Raw genomic sequence first — 18,677 nt, 5'->3', positions numbered from 1 at the left:
CAGATCGTTTCCGCCCGGCGCCAGATGTGTGCCGGGCGCTTTCCTTGTCATGCCAAACCATGAGGACCGTCAATGCCCGGTCTCAGCTTCACGCTTCCACATTGGCTCTACTGGGTGGGGCTGATCGTCTTTCCCATCATCGCGATGGTGCTGTCGCGACGCCCCCAGCAGGCCGAGAAACGCTACACCCTGCCGCTGGCCTACATGATCGGGGTTACCGGCGGGATCATCGGCCTGCATCGGTTCTATCTCAAGAACATGCTGGGACTGGTCTATATCCCGATCTTCCTGTTCATCCTCTTTGCCAACGGGCAGACGCAGGATGCACGTTCGGTCCTGTCGGACTATGAAAACCAGCTGCGCGTCGCGCAACGCGTCCTCGATCGCGAAGAGAGCCGGGTCGAAGAGGCGCGCGCCGGAATGGCCGACCTTCAGGCCACCTTTGACGAGGCCGAGGAAGGCAGCTTTGCCAAGCGCAGCGCAGAACGTCGTCTGCAAAGGGCGCAGGACACCGTCGCCAAGGGCGAGGAACGCCTGACCGAGGCCCGCGCGACGCAGGAGGACATCACGCCTCTGCGCGACGAGGCCGCTGGCACGCGCGCCTTCTGGGACAACGCGGCGGGCTACGGGCTGTATCTCATCCTGGCCCTGCTGGTGCTCGATTTCGTGCTGATGCCGATGCTGGTGCGGCGCGCGAACGATGCGCTGCCCGCGCACGAGGAACTGTCGGACGCGGAAAAGGCCCTGCTGGCCGCCGAGGCCGAGGAGGGGCCCAAGCATGACAGCGACTATGCCCAGAACTGGATCGACCGGTTGTCGCTTTTCTGCGGCGAGTTCGTCGCCTACTGGGCGGTGATCGCGGTCTTTGTCTACTATTACGAGGTGATCGCGCGCTATGTCTTCGGCTCGCCGACGAACTGGGCGCACGAAGCGATGTACCTGATGTTCGGGATGCAATACCTGATCGCGGGCGCCTACGCGATGCTGACCGAAAGCCATGTGCGGGTCGACATCTTCTATGCGCCGTTGACCAGGCCGAAAAAGGCCTGGGTCGATCTCCTGACCTCGATCTTCTTCTTCATCTTCGCCGGCACGCTGCTGGTGACATCCTGGATCTTTGCGATGGACGCGATCGCGGTGCCCTCCGGCAACGCGGTGGTTTCGGACTGGGCGCGCGGCCAGATCTCCTTTGGCGAGATGGTCGGCGGCTTTGGCCTCGATCAATGGACCGATCCGAACATCCGCTGGGGCGAGATCAGCTTCAACGAGTGGGAAGTGCCGCTGTGGCCGATGAAATGGGTCATGGTGATGGGTGGGCTTTTGCTGGTGCTGCAGGGCATCTCGAAGGTCTCGAAAGACATCCGTGAAATCGCGCGGGGGAACTGAGGCAATGGGTATCGAAATCGGAATCGAGTGGCTGACGCTCATCATGTTCGGCAGCCTTCTGGCGCTGCTCATGGCGGGCCTGCCACTGGCCTTCGTCACCGGGGGACTGGCCTGTGTCTTCCTCTTTGTCCTCGGGGATGCGCGGGCGCTGAACATCGTGCCCAGCCGGATCTTCCCGCTGATGACCAACTATCAGCTTTCGGCGATCCCCCTGTTCATCTTCATGGCCGCGATGCTGGAGAGGGCAGGGATCATCAACGACATGTTCGACGTGATCTACAAGGTCCTCGGCGGGGTGAAGGGGGGGCTGGCCTCAGCCACTATCATCGCCTCGACGATCCTTGCGGCGATGGTCGGCGTGATCGGGGCTGCGGTCGTGACGATGGGGATCATCGCTCTGCCGGCGATGCTGAAGCGCCAGTACGATCCCAAGATCGCGATGGGCTCGATCATGGCCGGCGGCACGCTGGGCATCCTGATCCCGCCGTCGATCCTGGCCATCATCTATGCGGTGGTCGCGGAACAATCGGTGGGTGAGCTGTTCATCGGCGCGGTGATCCCGGGCCTGCTGCTGTCGGGGATGTATATCCTCTACGTCACGCTGCGCTGCTACATCAACCCGGCACTGGGGCCTGCGATCCCGGTCGAAGAGCGGGTGTCCAACAAGGAGAAACTGCAACTGGTGGGCAAGATGGCCGCACCGATCACGCTGGTCGTGGTGGTGCTGGGCATCATCTTTTCCGGTGTGGCCACCCCGGTCGAGGCGGCCGGCATCGGCACCTTCGGCGCCTTCATCGTCGCCGCCATCCACCGCAAGCTGGACTGGCCGACAGTGCGCGAGGCCTGCACCACGACGCTGAAAGCCAGCGCGATGGTCATCTGGATCATGTTCGGTGCGACGATCTTTGTCGGGCTCTACGTCCTGGAAGGCGGGCAGCAGTTCGTGCAGGACGCGCTGGCGGCCACGGGGCTTGGCCCCTGGGGCATCCTGATCCTGATGCAGGTGTTGCTGGTGATCCTGGGGATGTTCCTGGACTGGGTCGGCATCCTGCTCTTGTGCGTGCCGATCTTTGTCCCGATCATCAAGGCGCTCGGTGCGGCCGCTTTTGGCCTCGACAGCCCCGAGGACCTGGTGCTGTGGTTCGGCGTGCTCTACCTGGTGAACATGCAGATGTCGTTCCTGTCGCCGCCCTTTGGCTATGCGCTGTTCTACCTGCGCGGGGTGGCCCCGGATCACATCCCGATGACCGACATCTTCAAGTCGGCGCTGCCGTTCCTGTTCCTGCAGATCGTCGGACTGGTCCTGTGCATGACGATACCAGAGATCATCACCTGGCTACCCAGGCTGGTCTACGGCTGACATGATGACAAGCGGCCCCGCCAGACAGGCGGGGCCGCTTCGCTTTCCGGGGTCAGCGCGACGCGTCGGCCTCGATGGCCGCGCGCATTCCCCGATCCAGCATGACAGTCAGCCGCGCGATCACCGCATCGCGCCAGCCGGGCGCCTCCGTCAAGCGCGTGGGGACCAGGTCAGGGAACGCGGCAAGCCGGTCGTGCAGGCCCTCGGGCGTCACCGGCTCGTCAGGCAGAGGGGTCAGCAGGGCGGACCGTGGGTCGCGCAGGTCATAGGCCAGGCCCGCCTCGTCGCGGCCAAGCGTGTATCGCATCCAGGCGGCGGTGGCGAAGGCGAAGGGCTCCGGCGATTGCGCGCGATCCAGCGCGTCGCAGGCGGCGGCAAAGATGCGCTGCGGCATCTTCTCGGTCCCGTCCATCGCGATCTGGTAGGTTTCGTGTCCGAGGTGCGGGTTGGCGAACCGAGCCGCCAGGTCACCCGCGTAGGCTTGCAGGTCCACGCCGGGCAGGGGCGGCAGGGTGGCTGCAGCGGCGGCCAGGTGCCGCCGGACCAGAGCCGCCAGCGCGGGATCTCCCATCACGTCGCGGACATACCTGTGCCCGGCCAGGAAGCCGGCATAGGCCAGCATGGAATGCGCGCCGTTCAGCATCCTCAGCTTCATGTTTTCGAAGGGGCGGACATCTTCGACAAAGACCGCACCGCCGGCCTCCCATGCTGGGCGGCCCGATGGAAAGTGATCCTCGATCACCCATTGGCGAAAGCTCTCGCATTCGATGGCGCCGTGATCCTCGACACCCGTCATCTCGCGGGCCAGGGCCAGCGTGGCCTCGGTGCGGGCCGGGGTAATCCGGTCCACCATCGTCGAGGGGAAAGCGACATCGCTGGCGATATGATCGGCCAGGTCTGGGGCGGTCTGCCGGGCGAAATCGACCAGCAGTGACCGGACGAGCGTGCCGTTTTCCGGCAGGTTGTCACAGCAGAGCACGGTAAAGGGTGGCGTGCCGGCCTGCCGCCGCTGTCGCAGCGCCCAGACCAGAAGGCCCGCGACCCCCTGCGGGTCACCGGGATCGGCGAGGTCCGCGGCAATTGCCGGGTGGGTTCGGTCGATGCCGCCGGTGGCGCGGTCGATACCATAGCCCTTTTCGGTCACTGTCAGCGAGACGATGCGCGTGGCCGGATCGCAAAGCGCGTCCAGCACCGCGCGCCGGTCGGTAGAGAGGCTCAGCGCGCGGTCGATGGCGCCGATGATCCGCGCCGTGCTGCCTTCGACACCGCGTTCGATGAGGGTGAACAACCCGTTCTGCGGTGTCAGTTCCGCCGCCGGTTCCAGGCTGCGCAGGCTGACGCCGGTGATGCGCCAGTTGCCGCCCGCCGCCGCCAGGGCGTCGTCGGTATAAAGCGCCTGGTGCGCCTTGTGAAAGGCGCCCAGGCCGATGTGGACAATGCCCGGCCCGTGGGCGGCCGGATCGTAGCCGGGGCGGCGAACACCCTGAGCCAGTTGGTCAAGCGTGCTGAGCCGGGTCATGCCACCACCCGGGGCGACAGCGCGGCGATGATTCCGCGCAGTTCCGCCAGTCCTTTGAGCCGCCCGATCGAGGGATAGCCCGGCTGCGCCTTGCGACCGAGGTCGTCCAGGATGTCCTGCCCGTGGTCGGGGCGGAAGGGAATGGACCAGTCGGAGCGGCCCGCGGCCTTGCGGCGTGCCTCTTCCCTCAGGGCCGCCTCGACAAGGGCCACCATGTCAGTGTCGCCGCCCAGGTGTTCGGCCTCGTGGAAAGAGCCGCGCACCACGGTTGTCTCGCGCTTGACGTTGCGCAGGTGCAGGAAATGCACCCGGTCGCCCAGACGCTCCATCATGCCCGGCAGGTCGTTGTCGGGGCGCGCCCCGAGCGAGCCGGAACACAGCGTGATGCCGTTGGCGGGCAGGTCGACCGCCTCCATCACCGCGCGGTACTGCGCCTCGGTCGACATGATCCGCGGCAGGCCCAGCAGCGGAAAGGGCGGATCGTCCGGATGACAGCAGAGCCTCAGACCCAGTTCCTGCGCCACCGGGGCGACCTCTGACAGGAAGTCGACCAGGTGGCCGCGCAGGGTGGCTTCGCTCATGGCGGCGTATTCGGCCAGATGCGCGCGCACGTCCTCGAGCGAGAATCGCTCTGCCGCGCCGGGCAGGCCGTAGACCACGTTTCCGGCCAGCGCCTCCTTCGCCTCGTCGGTCATCGCGGCAAAGCGACGTGCGGCGGCCTCTTGCAACCCGGCGTCATAGTCTTCCCTGGCGCCGTCCCGCGCCAGGATGTGCAGGTCGAAGGCGGCGAAATCGGTCAGGTCGAACCGCATGCAGGTGGCGCCGCTGGGCAGCCGCCAGGCTAGGTCCGTGCGCGTCCAGTCCAGCACCGGCATGAAGTTGTAGCAGATCACTTCCAGCCCGGAGGCAGCCAGATTGTGCAGGCTTTCCTTGTAGTTGGCGATGTGCTGTCGCCAGTCGCCCTGCTGCTTCTTGATGTCCTCGGAAACCGGAAGGCTTTCCACCACGGCCCAGTCCAGTCCCGAGGGGCTGCCATCGGAAAGGCGTGCGATCTCTGCCTGTCGCTTCGCGATCTCGTCGCGGCTCCAGACGGTGCCGGTGGGGACGTGGTGCAGGGCCGACACGATGCCTTCGGCCCCCGCCTGCGCCACGTCATCGGTTGTCACAAGGTCCTTGGGACCAAACCAGCGCCAGGTCTGCTTCATGGTGTCCTCCCGCTTTGAAGTCTTGCGGTTCTCTATCACCCTGCGTGATTGCTGACTAGTATGGAAGTATGGTAGCCAGCGATCGGGAGGACGGCGAATCATGAATGCCGAGGGCAGCGGAACTTGGGAACTCGATCCGGCTTTGCCGATTTCGCGGCAGATCCTGCGGATTCTGCGTGAACGGATCATCCACAATGATCTGAAGCCCGGCGACAGGCTGTCCGAGTCCGAAGTGGCCCGCACCTATGACGTCAGCCGCCAACCCGTGCGCGAGGCCTTTATTCGCCTCGCCGATCTCGGGCTGTTGGCCGTCCTGCCGCAACGGGGCACCATCGTGAGCCGTATCGGCTATTCCGCAGTGCTGGACGCGCGCTTTCTGCGCGAGGCGATCGAGGCGGACATCGCCAAGATCCTCGCTCGCGCGCCAGACCCGGCGGTCATTGCAGAACTGCGCGGGCAACTGATCCGGCAGGAAGAGGCCGAGGGCGGCGACCCCAACGACTTCATCGACCTCGACGACCTGTTCCATCGCACCCTGGCCGAAGCGGCCGGGAAGGGCGGGGCCTGGAAACAGATCGAGGGCCTGAAGGCCCAGATGGACAGGGTCCGTTTCCTGTCGCTGGGTCACTTCCCGCTGCGCAAGCTGATCGCGCAGCATCGTGACATCGTGGACCAGATCGAACGCGGCGCCATCACCGGCGCCAATTCGGCGGTCCGACATCACCTGCGTGAGGTCCTCAGTGATCTCCCGCAGATCGTGGCGGCCAATGCCGCCTATTTCGAATTGCCGGACGGCGCCTTGCCGCAACCGGTGAATGCCCCCATCCAAGGAGGAGAACAGGGATGACTTTTGGTTTCAGGATGACCGCAATCGCCGCAGCCGTGGCGGCAATGGTCGCCGCGCCGGTCGCGGCGCAGGAGATGACGCTCAAGCTGGGTCACCTCGCCAACGAGGACAACTCGTGGCACAAGGCCAGCGTCAAGTTCGGCGAGGAACTGTCGGCGCTGACCGATGGCCGCATCGCGGTCGAGGTGTTCCCGAACGAGTCGCTGGGCAAGGAAATCGACCTGATCAACGGCATGCAGCTGGGCACGGTCGACATGACCATCACCGGCGAAAGCCTGCAGAACTGGGCGCCGATGGCGGCCCTGCTGGCGGTTCCCTATGCGTTCCAGACCATCGAGGACATGGATGCCTTTGCCGCCGGTCCGGTGGGTGACGACATCAAGGCGCAGATCGTCGACAAGGTGCAGATCCGCCCGATCGCCTATTTCGCCCGTGGCGCGCGCGACCTGACCTCGAACCGTGCGATCACCACGCCCGCCGACCTGAACGGCCTCAAGATGCGCGTGCCGAACGTGCCGCTGTTTGTGGACGTCTGGAAGGCGCTGGGCGCCAATCCCGGCCCGATGGCCTTCTCCGAGGTCTTCACCTCGCTGCAGAACGGCACCATCGAAGCGCAGGAAAACCCGCTGGCGCTGATCCGCTCGGCCTCGTTCTACGAGGTGCAGAGCCACGTCAACCTGACCGATCACGTCCGGTCCTGGATCTACCTGACAATCGCGGAATCCACCTGGGCCAAGCTGTCGGATGCCGACAAGGATGCCGTTATGGAAGCCGCCAAGCGCGCGCAGGCCTACGAGCGTGAGCTGTTCGAGCAGAGCCTGGCCGACGACCGCGCCTTCCTGGAATCGCAGGGCATGACCTTTGTCGACGTCGATGCGGCTGCCTTCCAGGTGGCGGCCAAGGATGCCGTCCTGGCCAACGTCAACGACGAGATCAAGCCGATCGTCGAAGAGCTTTTCGCGCAATAAGATCCGCGCGTTCGCATGAAAACCTGGCCGGTGCCGCGGGTCCGTGGCGCCGGCCTGATTGACAGGGGGAACACGGTGAAACACGTTGATCGCTTTATCGGGGCCGTTGTCCTGCTTGCGCGGATCGGGGCAGGCCTGGGCTTTGCGGTGCTGATGGGGGCCGTGCTGGTCCAGGTCATCGGGCGGCTGGCGGGCACCTCGCCGGTCTGGACCGAGGAACTGACCCGCTACGCGCTGCTTTACATGGTGGCCTTTGGCGCCGGGGCCGCGATGCGGTCGGGCGACCTGGTGAACGTGGATGTCATCAGCGAAGCGCTGCCCGCGCCGCTGCCGTGGCTCCTGCGCCTCTTGGCGGCACTGGCCACCGCCGGGCTGGCCATCTTCCTTCTGTCGCACGCCTGGCGCTACGTCTCCATCGGCAAGATGCAGACCTCTCCCGCGCTGGGAATCCGCATGGACTATGTCCATTTCACCGTCTGGCTGATGCTGGTCGGACTGGCCGTCTTTGCCGTGCTGCGCGTCATCGGCATGCTGTCCGGCACCGAAGACGGCAAACCCCACCGTCCCGAGGAGGAGTGATCCGTGGACGTTGCAATCCTCTTCTCGGTCTTCGTGGCCGGTCTTGCCCTGGGCATTCCCGTCGCGATCACCCTTGGCCTGTCGTCGCTGGCCTACCTTCTGTTTGCGGGGATGCCCCCCGTGGTCATGCCGCAAAAGATGTACGCGGGTATGGATGTCTTTGTCCTGCTGTCGATCCCGGGGTTCATCCTGGCAGGCAACCTGATGAACCAGGGCGGGATCACCCAACGGATCATCCGCTTTGCCAATGCCATCGTGGGATGGATCAGGGGCGGGCTGGGCCTGACAAACATCTCGGCCTCAATGCTGTTCGGCGGCATCACCGGCACGGCGGTGGCCGATGCGGCCAGCCTTGGCGGCGTGTTGATCCCGGGCATGAAGAAGGCGGGCTACCCTGCTGATTTCTCGGCCGCTGTCACTGCGGCCTCGTCCACGGTCGGCCCGATCATCCCGCCGTCTGTGCCGATGATCATCGTCGGCGCGCTGTCGGGGATTTCGGTCGGCAAGATGTTCCTTGCGGGCGCCATCCCCGGCATCCTGATGGGCGTCGCCATGATGGTGACCTGCTACGTCATCTCTGTCCGGCGCGGTTATCCGCATCAACCCTGGCAGGGCTGGGGAGAGGTTGCGCGCAGCTTCGGCGGGGCGATCTGGGCCATCGCCATGACCTTCCTGATCATCTACGGGCTGCTGTCGGGCTATGCGACGCCAACCGAAACCGCGGTCGTCGCCTCTGTCTATGCCTTCATCGTCGGCGCCTTCATCTACCGCGAGCTGCCGTTGCGAAAGGTCCCGGGCATCGTGGCCGACAGCGCTGTGTCCGCCGCAGGCATCCTGGCGCTGGTGGGCTTTGCCAATGTCTTTGGCTGGATCCTCGTGTCCGAACGCATCCCGCAGGCCATCGCGGATTCCGTCCTGTCCGTGACGGAGAACAGGATCCTGGTGATCCTGCTGATCAACATCCTGCTGCTGTTTGTCGGCATGTTCATGGAGACGATCGCGGCGCTGATCATCCTCTTCGTGCCGCTTCTGTCGCTGTCGAACGCGGTGGGCATCGATCCGCTGCATTTCGCCACCTTCGCGGTGCTGAACCTGATGATCGGGCTGACCACGCCGCCGGTGGGGGTCTGCCTCTTTGTCTGCGCCAATATCGCCCGGCTGCCGCTGGCGCCGGTGGTCCGCGCGATCCTGCCTTTCCTTCTGACCAACATCCTGGTGCTGTTGGCGGTGTCCTTCTTTCCGCCGCTGGCCACCTGGCTGCCATCCGTCCTGACCAACTGAGGAGGACCGACATGCAAACCCGAGTCTGCCGTCTTTACGGCGCCAACGACCTGCGTATCGAAACCGAGGAGGTCGCCGCACCGGGGCCGGGACAGGTGCTTGTCGCCGTCGCCGCCGGCGGGATCTGCGGGTCGGACATGCACTACCTCTCGGACGGCGGCATCGGCACCATCCGCGTGCGCGAGCCGATCATCTTGGGCCACGAGGCCTCGGGCCGCGTCATGGCGGTGGGCGAGGGTGTGTCGCATGTCTCGCCGGGCGATCCGGTGGCCCTGAATCCCAGCCGTCCCTGCGGCGCGTGCGCGTATTGCGCCGAGGGCCTGCCGATGCATTGCCTGAACATGCGGTTCAACGGGTCTGCCATCCGCCTGCCACATGAACAGGGTCTGTTCCGCGACCGGATCGTCGTGGAGGCCGCGCAGTGCATCCCCTTGCCCGAGGGCGCCGACCTGGGCGCCGTGGCCTGTGCCGAGCCGCTGGCGGTCTGCCTGCACGCGGCGAACATGGCCGGGGAGATCGCTGGCAAACGCGTGCTGGTCACCGGCGCCGGACCCATCGGTGCGCTTTGCGTTGCCATCGCGGCGCGCGAAGGCGCGTCGGAAATCGTCGTCACCGACCTTCAGGACGCAACGCTGGAGGTTGCCCGCGCAATGGGCGCGACCCGCACCATCAACGTCGCCAAGGACCCCGACGCGATGGAGGCCTATGCCGCCGACAAGGGGCATTTCCACACCGTGTTCGAATGCTCCGCCGCCGCGCCTGCGATCCGGTCTGCCATCGCCACGCTGCGCCCGCGCGGTGTCCTGGTGCAGGTCGGCGTCGTCGGCGATACGCCGATGCCGATCAATGCGCTGGTGGCCAAGGAAATCCGCGTCCAGGGCACGCACCGCTTCCACGAGGAATTTGCCGAGGCCGTCCGGGCCATCACCTCGGGCAGCATCGACGTCGCGCCCATCGTCACCGCGCGCTTTCCGCTGGAACAGGCCGCGCAGGCCTTTGCCGTCGCTGCGGATCGGACGAAATCGGTCAAGGTGCACCTGACCTTCGAGGCTGCCTGATGCAGCGCTTTGCCCGTGACGACCTGTTCGACCTGGCCCATAGCCTGCTGACAGGCGGCGGCCTTGACCCCGAGAAGGCGCGTGTGGTTGCCGACCTGTTGATCCGGACCGATGAGCTTGGGGTCATGACGCACGGGATTTCGATGGTGTCCTACTACCTGCCGGAACTGGCCTCTGGCCGGATGACTTCGGACGGCAGTCACGAGGTCGTCACAGATCGCGGCGCGACACAGGTCTGGGACGGCAACTACCTGCCCGGTCACTGGGTCATGACACATGCGCTGGACTCGGCGATGGCCCGCGCCCGCGAAACCGGCATCGCCGCCATCGCGATCCGGCGCAGCCATCACATCGGCTGCCTGTCGACGCTGACCCGTATCGCTGCCTTGCAGGGGCAAATCTGCTATATCGCCACTTCCGACCCTTCCGGCCAATGGGTCGCGCCCTTTGGCGGGGTCGAGCCGCTGCTGACGCCGAATCCCTGGGCCATCGGTTATCCGGGCGGCGATCACCCTGTGCTGATCGACACTTGTGCCTCGATCACCACGGTGTCCAAGGTGCGCGAGCACATCAACAGTGGCACGCAATTTGCCCATCCGTGGATGCTGGACGCCGAGGGGAATGCGACCACGGACCCGAACGTGGTCAATGCCAACCCCAAGGGGTCGATCCTGCCGGTCGGGGGCATGGATCACGGCCACAAGGGCTTTGCCATGAGCCTGATGGTCGAGATGCTGACCCAGGGCCTTTCCGGGCATGGACGGGTCGAGGCGCCGGACCGCTGGGGAGCGAATGTCTTTCTGCAGGTCATGGATCCGGCGGCCTTTGCCGGGGCAGGGGCCTTCGAGGCGCAGGTGGATCATCTCAACGCCGCCTGCCGCGACAGCACGCCAATCCCGGGGCGCGGGCCGGTGCGCATTCCGGGCGACCGTGCCGCAAGCGCGATGGCGGCGGCGGAAACGCAGGGCATTGCCCTGCCGGACGAGGTGCTGACCCGTATCCGCGACTGTGCCAAAGCGTCGGGCCTTGCCTTCCCCGCAACTCTGCCCTGAGACGGCAAAGACATCGGAAGCCGATGAAAAACTAGGCATCTGCACGTCACAGGGCAATTGCGGGGCCGGGGGATATCAAGACCTGTTTCCCCGCAAAATCACGGTTATGCTATCCATGTTCGACAAAGTCATTGCATGGAGCCTGACCCGTGACGTCACAGAATGCCGCCAGCCCGTCGACCCGTTCCGGCCCGGGACTGCCCCGCCGAGCGATCATCGGGGCGGTGCTGGTCGCCGCGGCCCTGGGCGGCGCCGCGGCGCTTGGCATCGCCGGCGCGGCGTTGAGACCGGCCAGCGAGGACTATGTCTTCAGCCGCGGAACCGGCTTTGCCACGGGCGAGGAGGCGCGTCTGAAAGCGCAACTTTCTCAGCTTGCTGCAGATGATCGCATCGTCATCCGGATCACCGGCCACAGCGGCACACAGGGGGACGAGGCCGCCAACCTGAGGCTTTCCGAAGAACGCGCCGAGACCGCGCGGCAGGTGGCGCTGGACGCCGGCTTCCCGCCTCGCCGCATCGACTGGGCCGGGGGCGTCGGCGGTGGCGATCCGTTGCCGCGCGAGGACGGCATGGGGGATCGCGCCTATCAGTCCAGCCTGGCCCGGGTGACGCTGACGTGGCAGGTGCGGCCATGACCATGCACGACCGGGTCTTCAGCGGGGACAGCCTGTCGGCGCGAACACCGGTCTTTCCGATGCTGGTGGTGCTGGTGGCGGCGCTGCTGGCGGGACTGGCCTACCTGGCCTTCGTGCGCCTGCCGCTGTGGTTTCCGGGCGCCCATGTCGTTATTGCGGTGGTGCTGGGGCTGGCGCTGACGCTGGGGGCGCTGATGTTGTTGCCCGCGCGCATGTTGCATTCCGAGGCGGCGCTGCTGTCGCATGCCTTCGACCAGTTGCACGGCGCCCAGTCCGGACGTCATGCCACCGCGCTGGCCACGGTGATCGAAACCCATGACCGTGCCCGCCGTATCCGCCGCATCGTGCCGGGCACGCAAGAGGACATCGCCGCGCTGCTGACCCGGACCGCCGACAGGTTCGACGCCCTGGCGCGCAGCTTGTTCTACGCGCCGGGCGAATTGCCGCGCGTGCAGGCGGTTCTGGCTCGGTCCGACCTGGTGGTCGAGGCCATCGAGACCCACGGCGCCCTGCGCGCCCGCACGGGTGGCGATGGCAAGGATGTCGAGGCCAGCCGCGCGCACCTGCGCACCAGCATCCAGAGCCTGCACGACGCGCTGGACGGGCTGGAGGCACGGGCGATCACGTCTTTGCTTGAAAAGGTCGAAGTGGCATCATCGACCGCAGAGACCCTGCTGCGCCGCTGAGATGGCGTTGAATTTCCGGGGCCAAGTCCCCGACAACGACGAAGGACTTGTTATGAAGAAACTTATTCGATCCCTTTGCGCAGTGCTGGTTCTGGCCGTCCCCGGCCTGCCGGCGATGGCCGAGACCGGTGATCCGCTGGCCCAGGTCGTCACCAGCCCGGTGCGCGACTGTTCCGGCGGAACCACCCAGAAGATGCCCCTGATCGCCTGGGGGGCGGATGGCGTCGTCGTCCATGCCAACGGCAATTCCCTGTCCCCGCGCGGCGGATTGCTGCAGGACGCGGGATGGGAGCTGACCCTGTCGGTCAAGGACAGGTTCGCGGGCCAGGTCGAGGACTACCTGGCCTGTGACACTCCGTTCCTGCGCGGCACGCTGGGCATGTTGATGGCCGCCGCCCCGGTGACAGAGGCCGACCCCAGGACCGAACAGATCGTGTTCTTCAAGCACAGCTGGTCGGCCGGTGATGGGATCGTCGCGGGGGAGGGTATCCGCCGCCCCGCCGATCTGGCGGGTAAACGCATCGCCATCCAGGCCTACGGGCCTCATGTCGATTTCGTGGGCCGGGTGCTGTCGGACGCAGGCCTCAGCTTTGACGATGTGACCGTGGTCTGGGCCGAGGCGCTGACCGGCGATGGCGACACGCCTGCCAATCTCTTTGCCGACGGCAAGGCCGATGCGGCGGCGGTGATCCTGCCCGATGCGCGTTTCCTGACTTCGGGCGGGGCCGTGGGCACCGGGGCCGAGGGGTCGGTCAAGGGATCGACGATCCTGATCTCGACACTGGAGGCCACCTCGGTGGTGTCCGACTACATCGCTGTGCGGGCGGACTACTTCGACGCCCATCGGGACGAGATCGCCCAGCTGGTCAACGCGCTGTTCCGGGCCGAAGAGCAGATGCGCGCCTTCATGGCCGAGGAAGGCAATCCCGACCGTGCCCAGATGGCGCAGCTGATGGCGGACGAGTTCCTGGGCGGGCTGCCGCAGGAAGAGGGCGTGTTCCTCTGGATGGACGCGATCACCGACGGCTGGTCGGGCAACGCCCGCCATTTCGCCGACCCGGCGGACCTGCGGCGCTTCGACGTGCTCAGCCAAGAAGTTGCCACCGCGCTGCGCGGCGCGGGCATGATCGACTTTCCGCATGAGCTTGCCACGGCGGAGTGGGATTACACCACGCTGACCGACGGGCTGAAGAACCTCGACGACCGCCAGGTCGCTGCCTTCAACCCGGAAAAGGCGGCGCAGGCCGTCAATCGCCTGCGCCGTACCGGCCAGCTGGACGCCAATACCAAGATCGACTTCCAGGTCTACTTCGAGCCGGACACGCCGGATTTCCCCGCTGATCTCTACGCCGAGGATTTCGCCGAGATCCTGCGCCTGGCCTCGACCTACTCGGGCGCGATCATCACCGTCGAAGGCCATGCCGACCCGCTGCATTTCCTGCGCCGGCAAAAGGACGGCGCCGCCAAGTCGGAACTGCGGGGCATCCGCACCTCGACGCAGAACCTGTCGCTGCAGCGGGCCATCGCCGTGGTCGACGCGCTGGAAACCTACGCCGAGGACAATGGCATCCGGCTGATCCGCGACCAGTTCATCGTCGACGGCGTCGGTATTTCCGCCCCCAAGTTCAACCCGCCCACCACCGAGGCGGAGTGGCGGCAGAACATGCGTGTCGTTTTCCGGGTGCTGACGGCCCAGGCCGAAGCCACCACCTTCGATCCGCTATGACACGGGGGATGGTGACATGAGCAAGGCAAAAATCGTCCTCCTGGCCGTGGCCGGCGTCGTGGCCGCAAGCGGCTTCGTCTTCTACAACACGGTGTCGGAGCCGCCCGCCTACGCGCCCTCGACCGACATGGGCACGGTGGACTGGGAGGCGCTGGCCGCCTGGCCGCCGCTGATCGAGGTGCCGGACGTCGAGACGATGCCGGACCCGGACCGCATCTTTACCATGATCGTGCTGGACGATTCCGGCTCGATGGGGTCCGACCTGGAACAGGCCAAGGCCGCGGTGCTGCAAGCGGTGCGCATGATGGACCCCAACGACAGGGTCGGTGTCCTGGCGCTGAACGCCGGGTTGGTCCTGCCGTTCGAGACGGTCGAGGATGCCGCCGACATCCTGCCGGGCAGGCTGTCTCCGCTGCGCTCGACCGGCTCGACCCCGCTGGGGCCGGCGCTGTCGGCGGCGCGTGACCTGCTGTCCGAAGAGGCGGCGCGCTCGCGGTCTTTTGGCACCTACAGGATCATCGTCACCACCGATGGCGCGGCGGACGATCCCGATCTGCTGGTGCGCGAGGTGATCGAAACGGTGAACAAGACGCCAGTGCAGGTGGCCACAATCGGCATCGGTATCGGGCGGCGCCATGTCCTGAACGCCGAAGGCCACACCAGCTATGTCGCGGTGGACGATGTGGGCAAGCTGGCAGAGGCGCTGCAGGCGGCCGTGGCCGAAAACGCCAGTTTCGATCCGATCACCGCCTTCGATGGGGAAAACTAGGGCATGGGCCGCGCGCTGCTGCAATGGGACGAATGGAGCCCGGGACTGGACACCGACGAAATGACCCTGGCCGAGGTGCTGGCAACCATGCCCGCCGCCGAGGCCGAGGACGTGCCCGAGATCATCCGGAAATACGAGAACCCCGAAAGCCCCGACGCGCTGCCTGGCGCCATCAGCCTTGAAAGGCATGACTGCATCCACGTCCTGCTGGGCCGTGGCCTGCACGTTCAGGACGAGGCGTTTATCATCGGGGCGACGATGGGCGCGGCCTCGGACATCACGGATGAGGCCGTCGATACCTTCATCCACGTCTCGACCACGCTGTATCCCAAGGTCTGGCAATTCAGCCCCGAACACATCCCCAGCTATCGGCTGGGAGTGGGCTATTCCATCGACAACCTGCCGAACCGGGATCTGCACCTTGTCCCGCTGGAGGAAGAGCCCTGGCAGTCGATGAACGTGCGTGAGGTCCGCAAGCATTTCGGCATCGTCAAGGAAGAGCTGCGCGCCTATTTCCGCAAGGCGGAACTGCTGGTGCCGGGCACGCGTGCCTCGCGGCGGCTGGATACCTCGGCCCACAGGCGCGACCAGTCCTTGAATTACCGAGACGGCGGCGACTGACGCTCAGGCCGGTTCAGCCTGCATCAACCGGCAGTCCAGTCGGGGCACGACCTGCGGCCCGGCGGCGCGCGCCATCGCCCAGGCGAGGGCCAGGTTGCTGCCAAAGACCGGCAGACCCAACTCCTGTTCCAGCGGTCCGATCACGTCCAGCGTGCGCAGGTTGGTGCAGGACAGGAATATCCCGTCTATGTCCCCGTGTCGGGCGACCTCGCGCGCGGCGGCCTTGACGCTGTTGCCGGAGATGCGCGCGACATTGGCCTCGATCGCCTCGCCGAAATGCACGGCGCGGGCGATTTCTGTTCCGTCCCCGGCTAAGGCATCGCAGACGGGTTGCGCCACGTCCGGGCGATAGGGCGAGACCAGCCCCAGACGGCGGATGCCCAGGTGACGGCAGGCGGCGCGTGCGGCGCTCAGCGGGTTGCAGACCGCGCCAGTCCGGCAGGCGCCGCTCACCAGATCCGTCACCCGGTCTGCGCCAATCATCGTGGTGCCCGAGGTGCAGCCATATCCCACGGCGGAAAACTGTGCGGCAGGGGGCAAGAGCGCGGTCACGCGCGGCAGGTCCGCCTCCATCCGGCCCAGCGTCTCGGGCGTGGCCTCGGCCCCCGAGGGGATGCGCGTCATATAAAGGGCCACGTCCGGACCCGGAAAGATGCGGCGGAAATCACCTTCGATGGTTTCGTCCACATGCAAGACGATCAGGCCCAGGGTGACCCTTTCCGGCGTGTCGAGATCGAAGGGAAAGCCGCTCAAATCTCGATCTCCGGCAGGTCGAAAGGCGCGCGTTCCGTCAACAGCTCCGGCCCGTCGGCACGCAGCACGATATCCTCTTCGTGGACAAGGATCCGGCCCGGCGCGATCTCGACCGAGGGTTCCAGCGTCAGCACCATGTTCTCGTGCAGCAGGGTCGTGTCCCGATCGGTGAAAGAGGGCCATTCCGTCAGCGTGAGGCCCAGCCCATGCCCCAGCCGCCCGCCGCCGGGCGTCGCGCCGCGTTCAGAGAGGGCGCAGGTCAGCAGCCGGTGTGCATCCCGCGCCGTCATGCCGGGGCGCAGGCGGTTCAGGGCGACCTCTGTCGCCTCGTACAGCGCGGTTTGCGCGCGGCGGGTGTCGTCATCGGGCGGTCCGATGCTGAAATTCCGGTCGAAGTCGCAGAAATAACCGTTTTTCACCGCGCCCGTGTCCAGCATCAGCACGTCGCCGCGCCGGACCGGGACGCGCAGGGCCGGCGAGATCACGTCGCCATAGCCGCCCGGACCGGCACCGCCCGCCGTGTAACTGACCCAGTCGGCCCCGGCCTCCAGCAAGGCACCCTGGAAGCTCCGGAAAATCGCATCCAGAGTGCGCTCGGCGGCGACGATGGCGGGCACGGCGTCAAAGGCGCGCGCGGCAAGGGTACAGGTCTCGCGGATGGCGGTGATTTCCAGCTCGGACTTGATCTCTCGGACGCGCTGCACCGTATCGGTGGCATCGGAAAAGGCACGGGGGGCAAGGGCGGCGGTCAGGCGACGATAGTCGGCCAGCGGCATCCGCAGGCTGGTTTCCAGCCCCATCGGCAGGCCGATCCGGCCCCGTTCGGGGACCAGCGCGGCCAGCGTCTCGGTCAAGAGGCCGATGCCGTCATCCACCGGGTCAGGCGCAGGCCAGGTGCGGACCTCGCCCACGTGGCACTGGCCCATCAGGTGGGTCCCGATCTCGGGGATCACCGCGACGGGGTCTCCCGTGGCGGGCAGCACGATGAACCAGGGCCGGGCCGGGCTTTCCCAGAAGCGGGTCAGGAAGCCGGTCAGGTAGAAGACATCCGCCGGGCCGGTCAGCAAGAGCGCATCCTCGCCCGCCTCTGCCATGCGGGCCTGCAGCGCGGCCCAGCGGCGGCGGTATTCGCCTGCACCGAACCCGGGGCGCCCGTCAGCCATCCTCGGGGCCTTCGCTGAGCACCGCCAGCACCCGCGCCTCTGTCCCGATCCCTGGCAGTCCGGCAATCAGCGCGGCCAGTCCCGCCCCGCCCGACGGTGTGGTGGCCAGCCCGTGCCGGGCCAGCGTGGCGACGCCATCCTGCGCCTCGGCTTCGCTGAGGGTCGCAAAGCTATCCGCATCCCGCGACAGCCCGGCCAAGGCGATCATCGAAGGCGTCTTGCAGTCGAGGCGCCCCATGCAGGACACCGGGCCCGGCGCGGTCACGGCATGGCCCGCACGGATGCTGTCCCGCAGGGCAGGGGCGGCATCCGGTTCCACCACGACGATCTGCGGGGCATCGCCCCAGGCGGCGCGAAAATGTGCGGCAAGGGCTGCGGCCATGCCGCCGACACCGGCCTGCAACAGGATATGCGTGGGCGGTTCCGGCATCTGCTCGACGGACTCGGTGGCCAGTTGCAGGTAGCCCTCCATGACTGCCAGCGGCGCATCGGTATAGCCCTCCCAGGAACTGTCGGACAGCAGGGTCCAGCCCTTGTCGGCGGCGGCCTGTTCGGCGGCGGCCATGCTGTCCTCGTAGGTGGCGCCCGCCCGCACGACCTCGGCCCCCTTGGCGCGCAGCCGGTCGGCAAAGGCCTCTGGCACCGTGTCGGCCAGGTAGATCACCGCGCGGGCGCCAAAGACGGCGGCCCCGGCGGCCACCGACAGACCGTGGTTGCCCGCGCTGGCCGCGACATAGGTGCGTCCCGCGGCCGAGGGCGGATCGCCCCCCGCAGCGCAGGCGTCCCGCGCGATGGCATAGGCCGCACCAAGCGCCTTGAAGCTGCCAAGCCCCATGCGTCCGCTCTCATCCTTGATGTGCAACCCCGCGACAGCGCAGGCAGAGGCCAGGTCCGGCGCATCGCGCAGGGGCGTGGGCGCATGCTTCGGGCAGCGTGCCAGCAGGGCCGAGACGGGCGCCGGATCGGAGGCGGGCAGGGGCCAGTCCTGCAATATCCCCTGGCCCTTGAACGGGTTTGGCTCGATCTCTGGCACGTCGTTGACCTCCGGCACGATTTCGCAATCCAGCCG

18 protein-coding genes are annotated in these 18,677 nt (G+C 66.6%); 13 read left to right on the top strand and 5 right to left on the bottom strand.

The window, feature by feature from the left end:
• Positions 1–72 precede the first annotated feature (72 nt).
• Positions 73–1,386 (top strand): TRAP transporter small permease subunit, encoded by a 1,314-nt coding sequence (locus G9Q80_RS25805; RefSeq protein WP_088716260.1) that lies wholly within the window; start codon positions 73–75, stop codon positions 1,384–1,386.
• A 4-nt stretch (positions 1,387–1,390) separates the two neighbouring features.
• Positions 1,391–2,746, top strand: a complete 1,356-nt coding sequence (locus G9Q80_RS25800; RefSeq protein ID WP_069208409.1) for a TRAP transporter large permease — start codon at positions 1,391–1,393, stop codon at positions 2,744–2,746.
• 52 nt (positions 2,747–2,798) lie between these two features.
• Here G9Q80_RS25800 and G9Q80_RS25795 read toward each other — a convergent pair whose 3' ends face one another.
• Together G9Q80_RS25795 and uxuA are read right to left on the bottom strand one after the other, a co-directional pair.
• On the bottom strand, positions 2,799–4,265 hold the full coding sequence (locus tag G9Q80_RS25795; protein ID WP_088716261.1) for a mannitol dehydrogenase family protein: 1,467 nt from the start codon (positions 4,263–4,265) through the stop codon (positions 2,799–2,801).
• Complete coding sequence (uxuA, locus tag G9Q80_RS25790; protein ID WP_088716262.1) at positions 4,262–5,470, bottom strand: mannonate dehydratase; 1,209 nt, start codon at positions 5,468–5,470, stop codon at positions 4,262–4,264. Before uxuA ends, G9Q80_RS25795 begins: the two co-directional genes overlap by 4 nt.
• Before the next feature lie 100 nt (positions 5,471–5,570).
• On the opposite strand from uxuA, the gene G9Q80_RS25785 reads away from it, so the two are divergent.
• The 11 genes from G9Q80_RS25785 to G9Q80_RS25735 all read left to right on the top strand — a co-directional run bounded on the left by G9Q80_RS25785 (position 5,571) and on the right by G9Q80_RS25735 (position 15,692).
• Positions 5,571–6,317 (top strand): GntR family transcriptional regulator, encoded by a 747-nt coding sequence (locus G9Q80_RS25785; RefSeq protein ID WP_088716263.1) that lies wholly within the window; start codon positions 5,571–5,573, stop codon positions 6,315–6,317.
• Positions 6,314–7,285: a TRAP transporter substrate-binding protein gene (locus G9Q80_RS25780; RefSeq protein ID WP_088716264.1), complete on the top strand. Its 972-nt coding sequence runs from the start codon at positions 6,314–6,316 to the stop codon at positions 7,283–7,285. The genes G9Q80_RS25785 and G9Q80_RS25780 overlap by 4 nt, the downstream gene beginning before the upstream one ends.
• A gap of 75 nt (positions 7,286–7,360) precedes the next feature.
• On the top strand, positions 7,361–7,864 hold the full coding sequence (locus G9Q80_RS25775) for a TRAP transporter small permease (RefSeq protein ID WP_229754934.1): 504 nt from the start codon (positions 7,361–7,363) through the stop codon (positions 7,862–7,864).
• Positions 7,865–7,867: 3 nt separating this feature from the next.
• A complete protein-coding gene (locus tag G9Q80_RS25770; protein WP_088716265.1) occupies positions 7,868–9,145 on the top strand; it encodes a TRAP transporter large permease in 1,278 nt (425 codons plus the stop codon).
• Positions 9,146–9,156: 11 nt separating this feature from the next.
• Complete coding sequence (locus G9Q80_RS25765) at positions 9,157–10,203, top strand: L-idonate 5-dehydrogenase (protein ID WP_088716266.1); 1,047 nt, start codon at positions 9,157–9,159, stop codon at positions 10,201–10,203.
• On the top strand, positions 10,203–11,255 hold the full coding sequence (locus G9Q80_RS25760; protein ID WP_232788279.1) for an Ldh family oxidoreductase: 1,053 nt from the start codon (positions 10,203–10,205) through the stop codon (positions 11,253–11,255). Before G9Q80_RS25765 ends, G9Q80_RS25760 begins: the two co-directional genes overlap by 1 nt.
• 149 nt (positions 11,256–11,404) lie before the next feature.
• On the top strand, positions 11,405–11,890 hold the full coding sequence (locus tag G9Q80_RS25755) for an OmpA family protein (protein ID WP_083342183.1): 486 nt from the start codon (positions 11,405–11,407) through the stop codon (positions 11,888–11,890).
• The gene (locus G9Q80_RS25750; RefSeq protein WP_157903867.1) at positions 11,887–12,576 is read left to right on the top strand and encodes a hypothetical protein; all 690 of its coding nucleotides are present in this window, start codon (positions 11,887–11,889) and stop codon (positions 12,574–12,576) included. The genes G9Q80_RS25755 and G9Q80_RS25750 overlap by 4 nt, the downstream gene beginning before the upstream one ends.
• A gap of 52 nt (positions 12,577–12,628) precedes the next feature.
• Positions 12,629–14,302: an ABC transporter substrate-binding protein gene (locus tag G9Q80_RS25745; RefSeq protein ID WP_157903868.1), complete on the top strand. Its 1,674-nt coding sequence runs from the start codon at positions 12,629–12,631 to the stop codon at positions 14,300–14,302.
• 16 nt (positions 14,303–14,318) lie between these two features.
• Positions 14,319–15,071 (top strand): VWA domain-containing protein, encoded by a 753-nt coding sequence (locus G9Q80_RS25740; protein WP_088716268.1) that lies wholly within the window; start codon positions 14,319–14,321, stop codon positions 15,069–15,071.
• Between the two features lie 3 nt (positions 15,072–15,074).
• Positions 15,075–15,692: a hypothetical protein gene (locus tag G9Q80_RS25735; protein WP_088716269.1), complete on the top strand. Its 618-nt coding sequence runs from the start codon at positions 15,075–15,077 to the stop codon at positions 15,690–15,692.
• Between the two features lie 3 nt (positions 15,693–15,695).
• Here the strand turns inward: G9Q80_RS25735 and G9Q80_RS25730 are convergent, their stop codons facing one another.
• From G9Q80_RS25730 to G9Q80_RS25720, 3 genes are read right to left on the bottom strand one after another with little or no spacing between them, the layout of a single operon-like run.
• A complete protein-coding gene (locus G9Q80_RS25730; protein WP_088716270.1) occupies positions 15,696–16,445 on the bottom strand; it encodes a maleate cis-trans isomerase family protein in 750 nt (249 codons plus the stop codon).
• Positions 16,442–17,608 (bottom strand): M24 family metallopeptidase, encoded by a 1,167-nt coding sequence (locus tag G9Q80_RS25725; RefSeq protein ID WP_088716271.1) that lies wholly within the window; start codon positions 17,606–17,608, stop codon positions 16,442–16,444. Before G9Q80_RS25725 ends, G9Q80_RS25730 begins: the two co-directional genes overlap by 4 nt.
• Positions 17,601–18,659 carry a pyridoxal-phosphate dependent enzyme gene (locus G9Q80_RS25720; protein ID WP_232788280.1) on the bottom strand — a complete coding sequence of 353 codons (1,059 nt, stop codon included), beginning with the start codon at positions 18,657–18,659 and terminating at the stop codon, positions 17,601–17,603. The genes G9Q80_RS25725 and G9Q80_RS25720 overlap by 8 nt, the downstream gene beginning before the upstream one ends.
• Positions 18,660–18,677: the final 18 nt, after the last annotated feature.

The sequence above is a fragment of the Mameliella sp. LZ-28 genome, from assembly GCF_012274245.1.
Taxonomy (GTDB): Bacteria; Pseudomonadota; Alphaproteobacteria; order Rhodobacterales; family Rhodobacteraceae; genus Antarctobacter; species Antarctobacter albus.
This window is presented reverse-complemented; position numbering and strand designations above follow the sequence as displayed.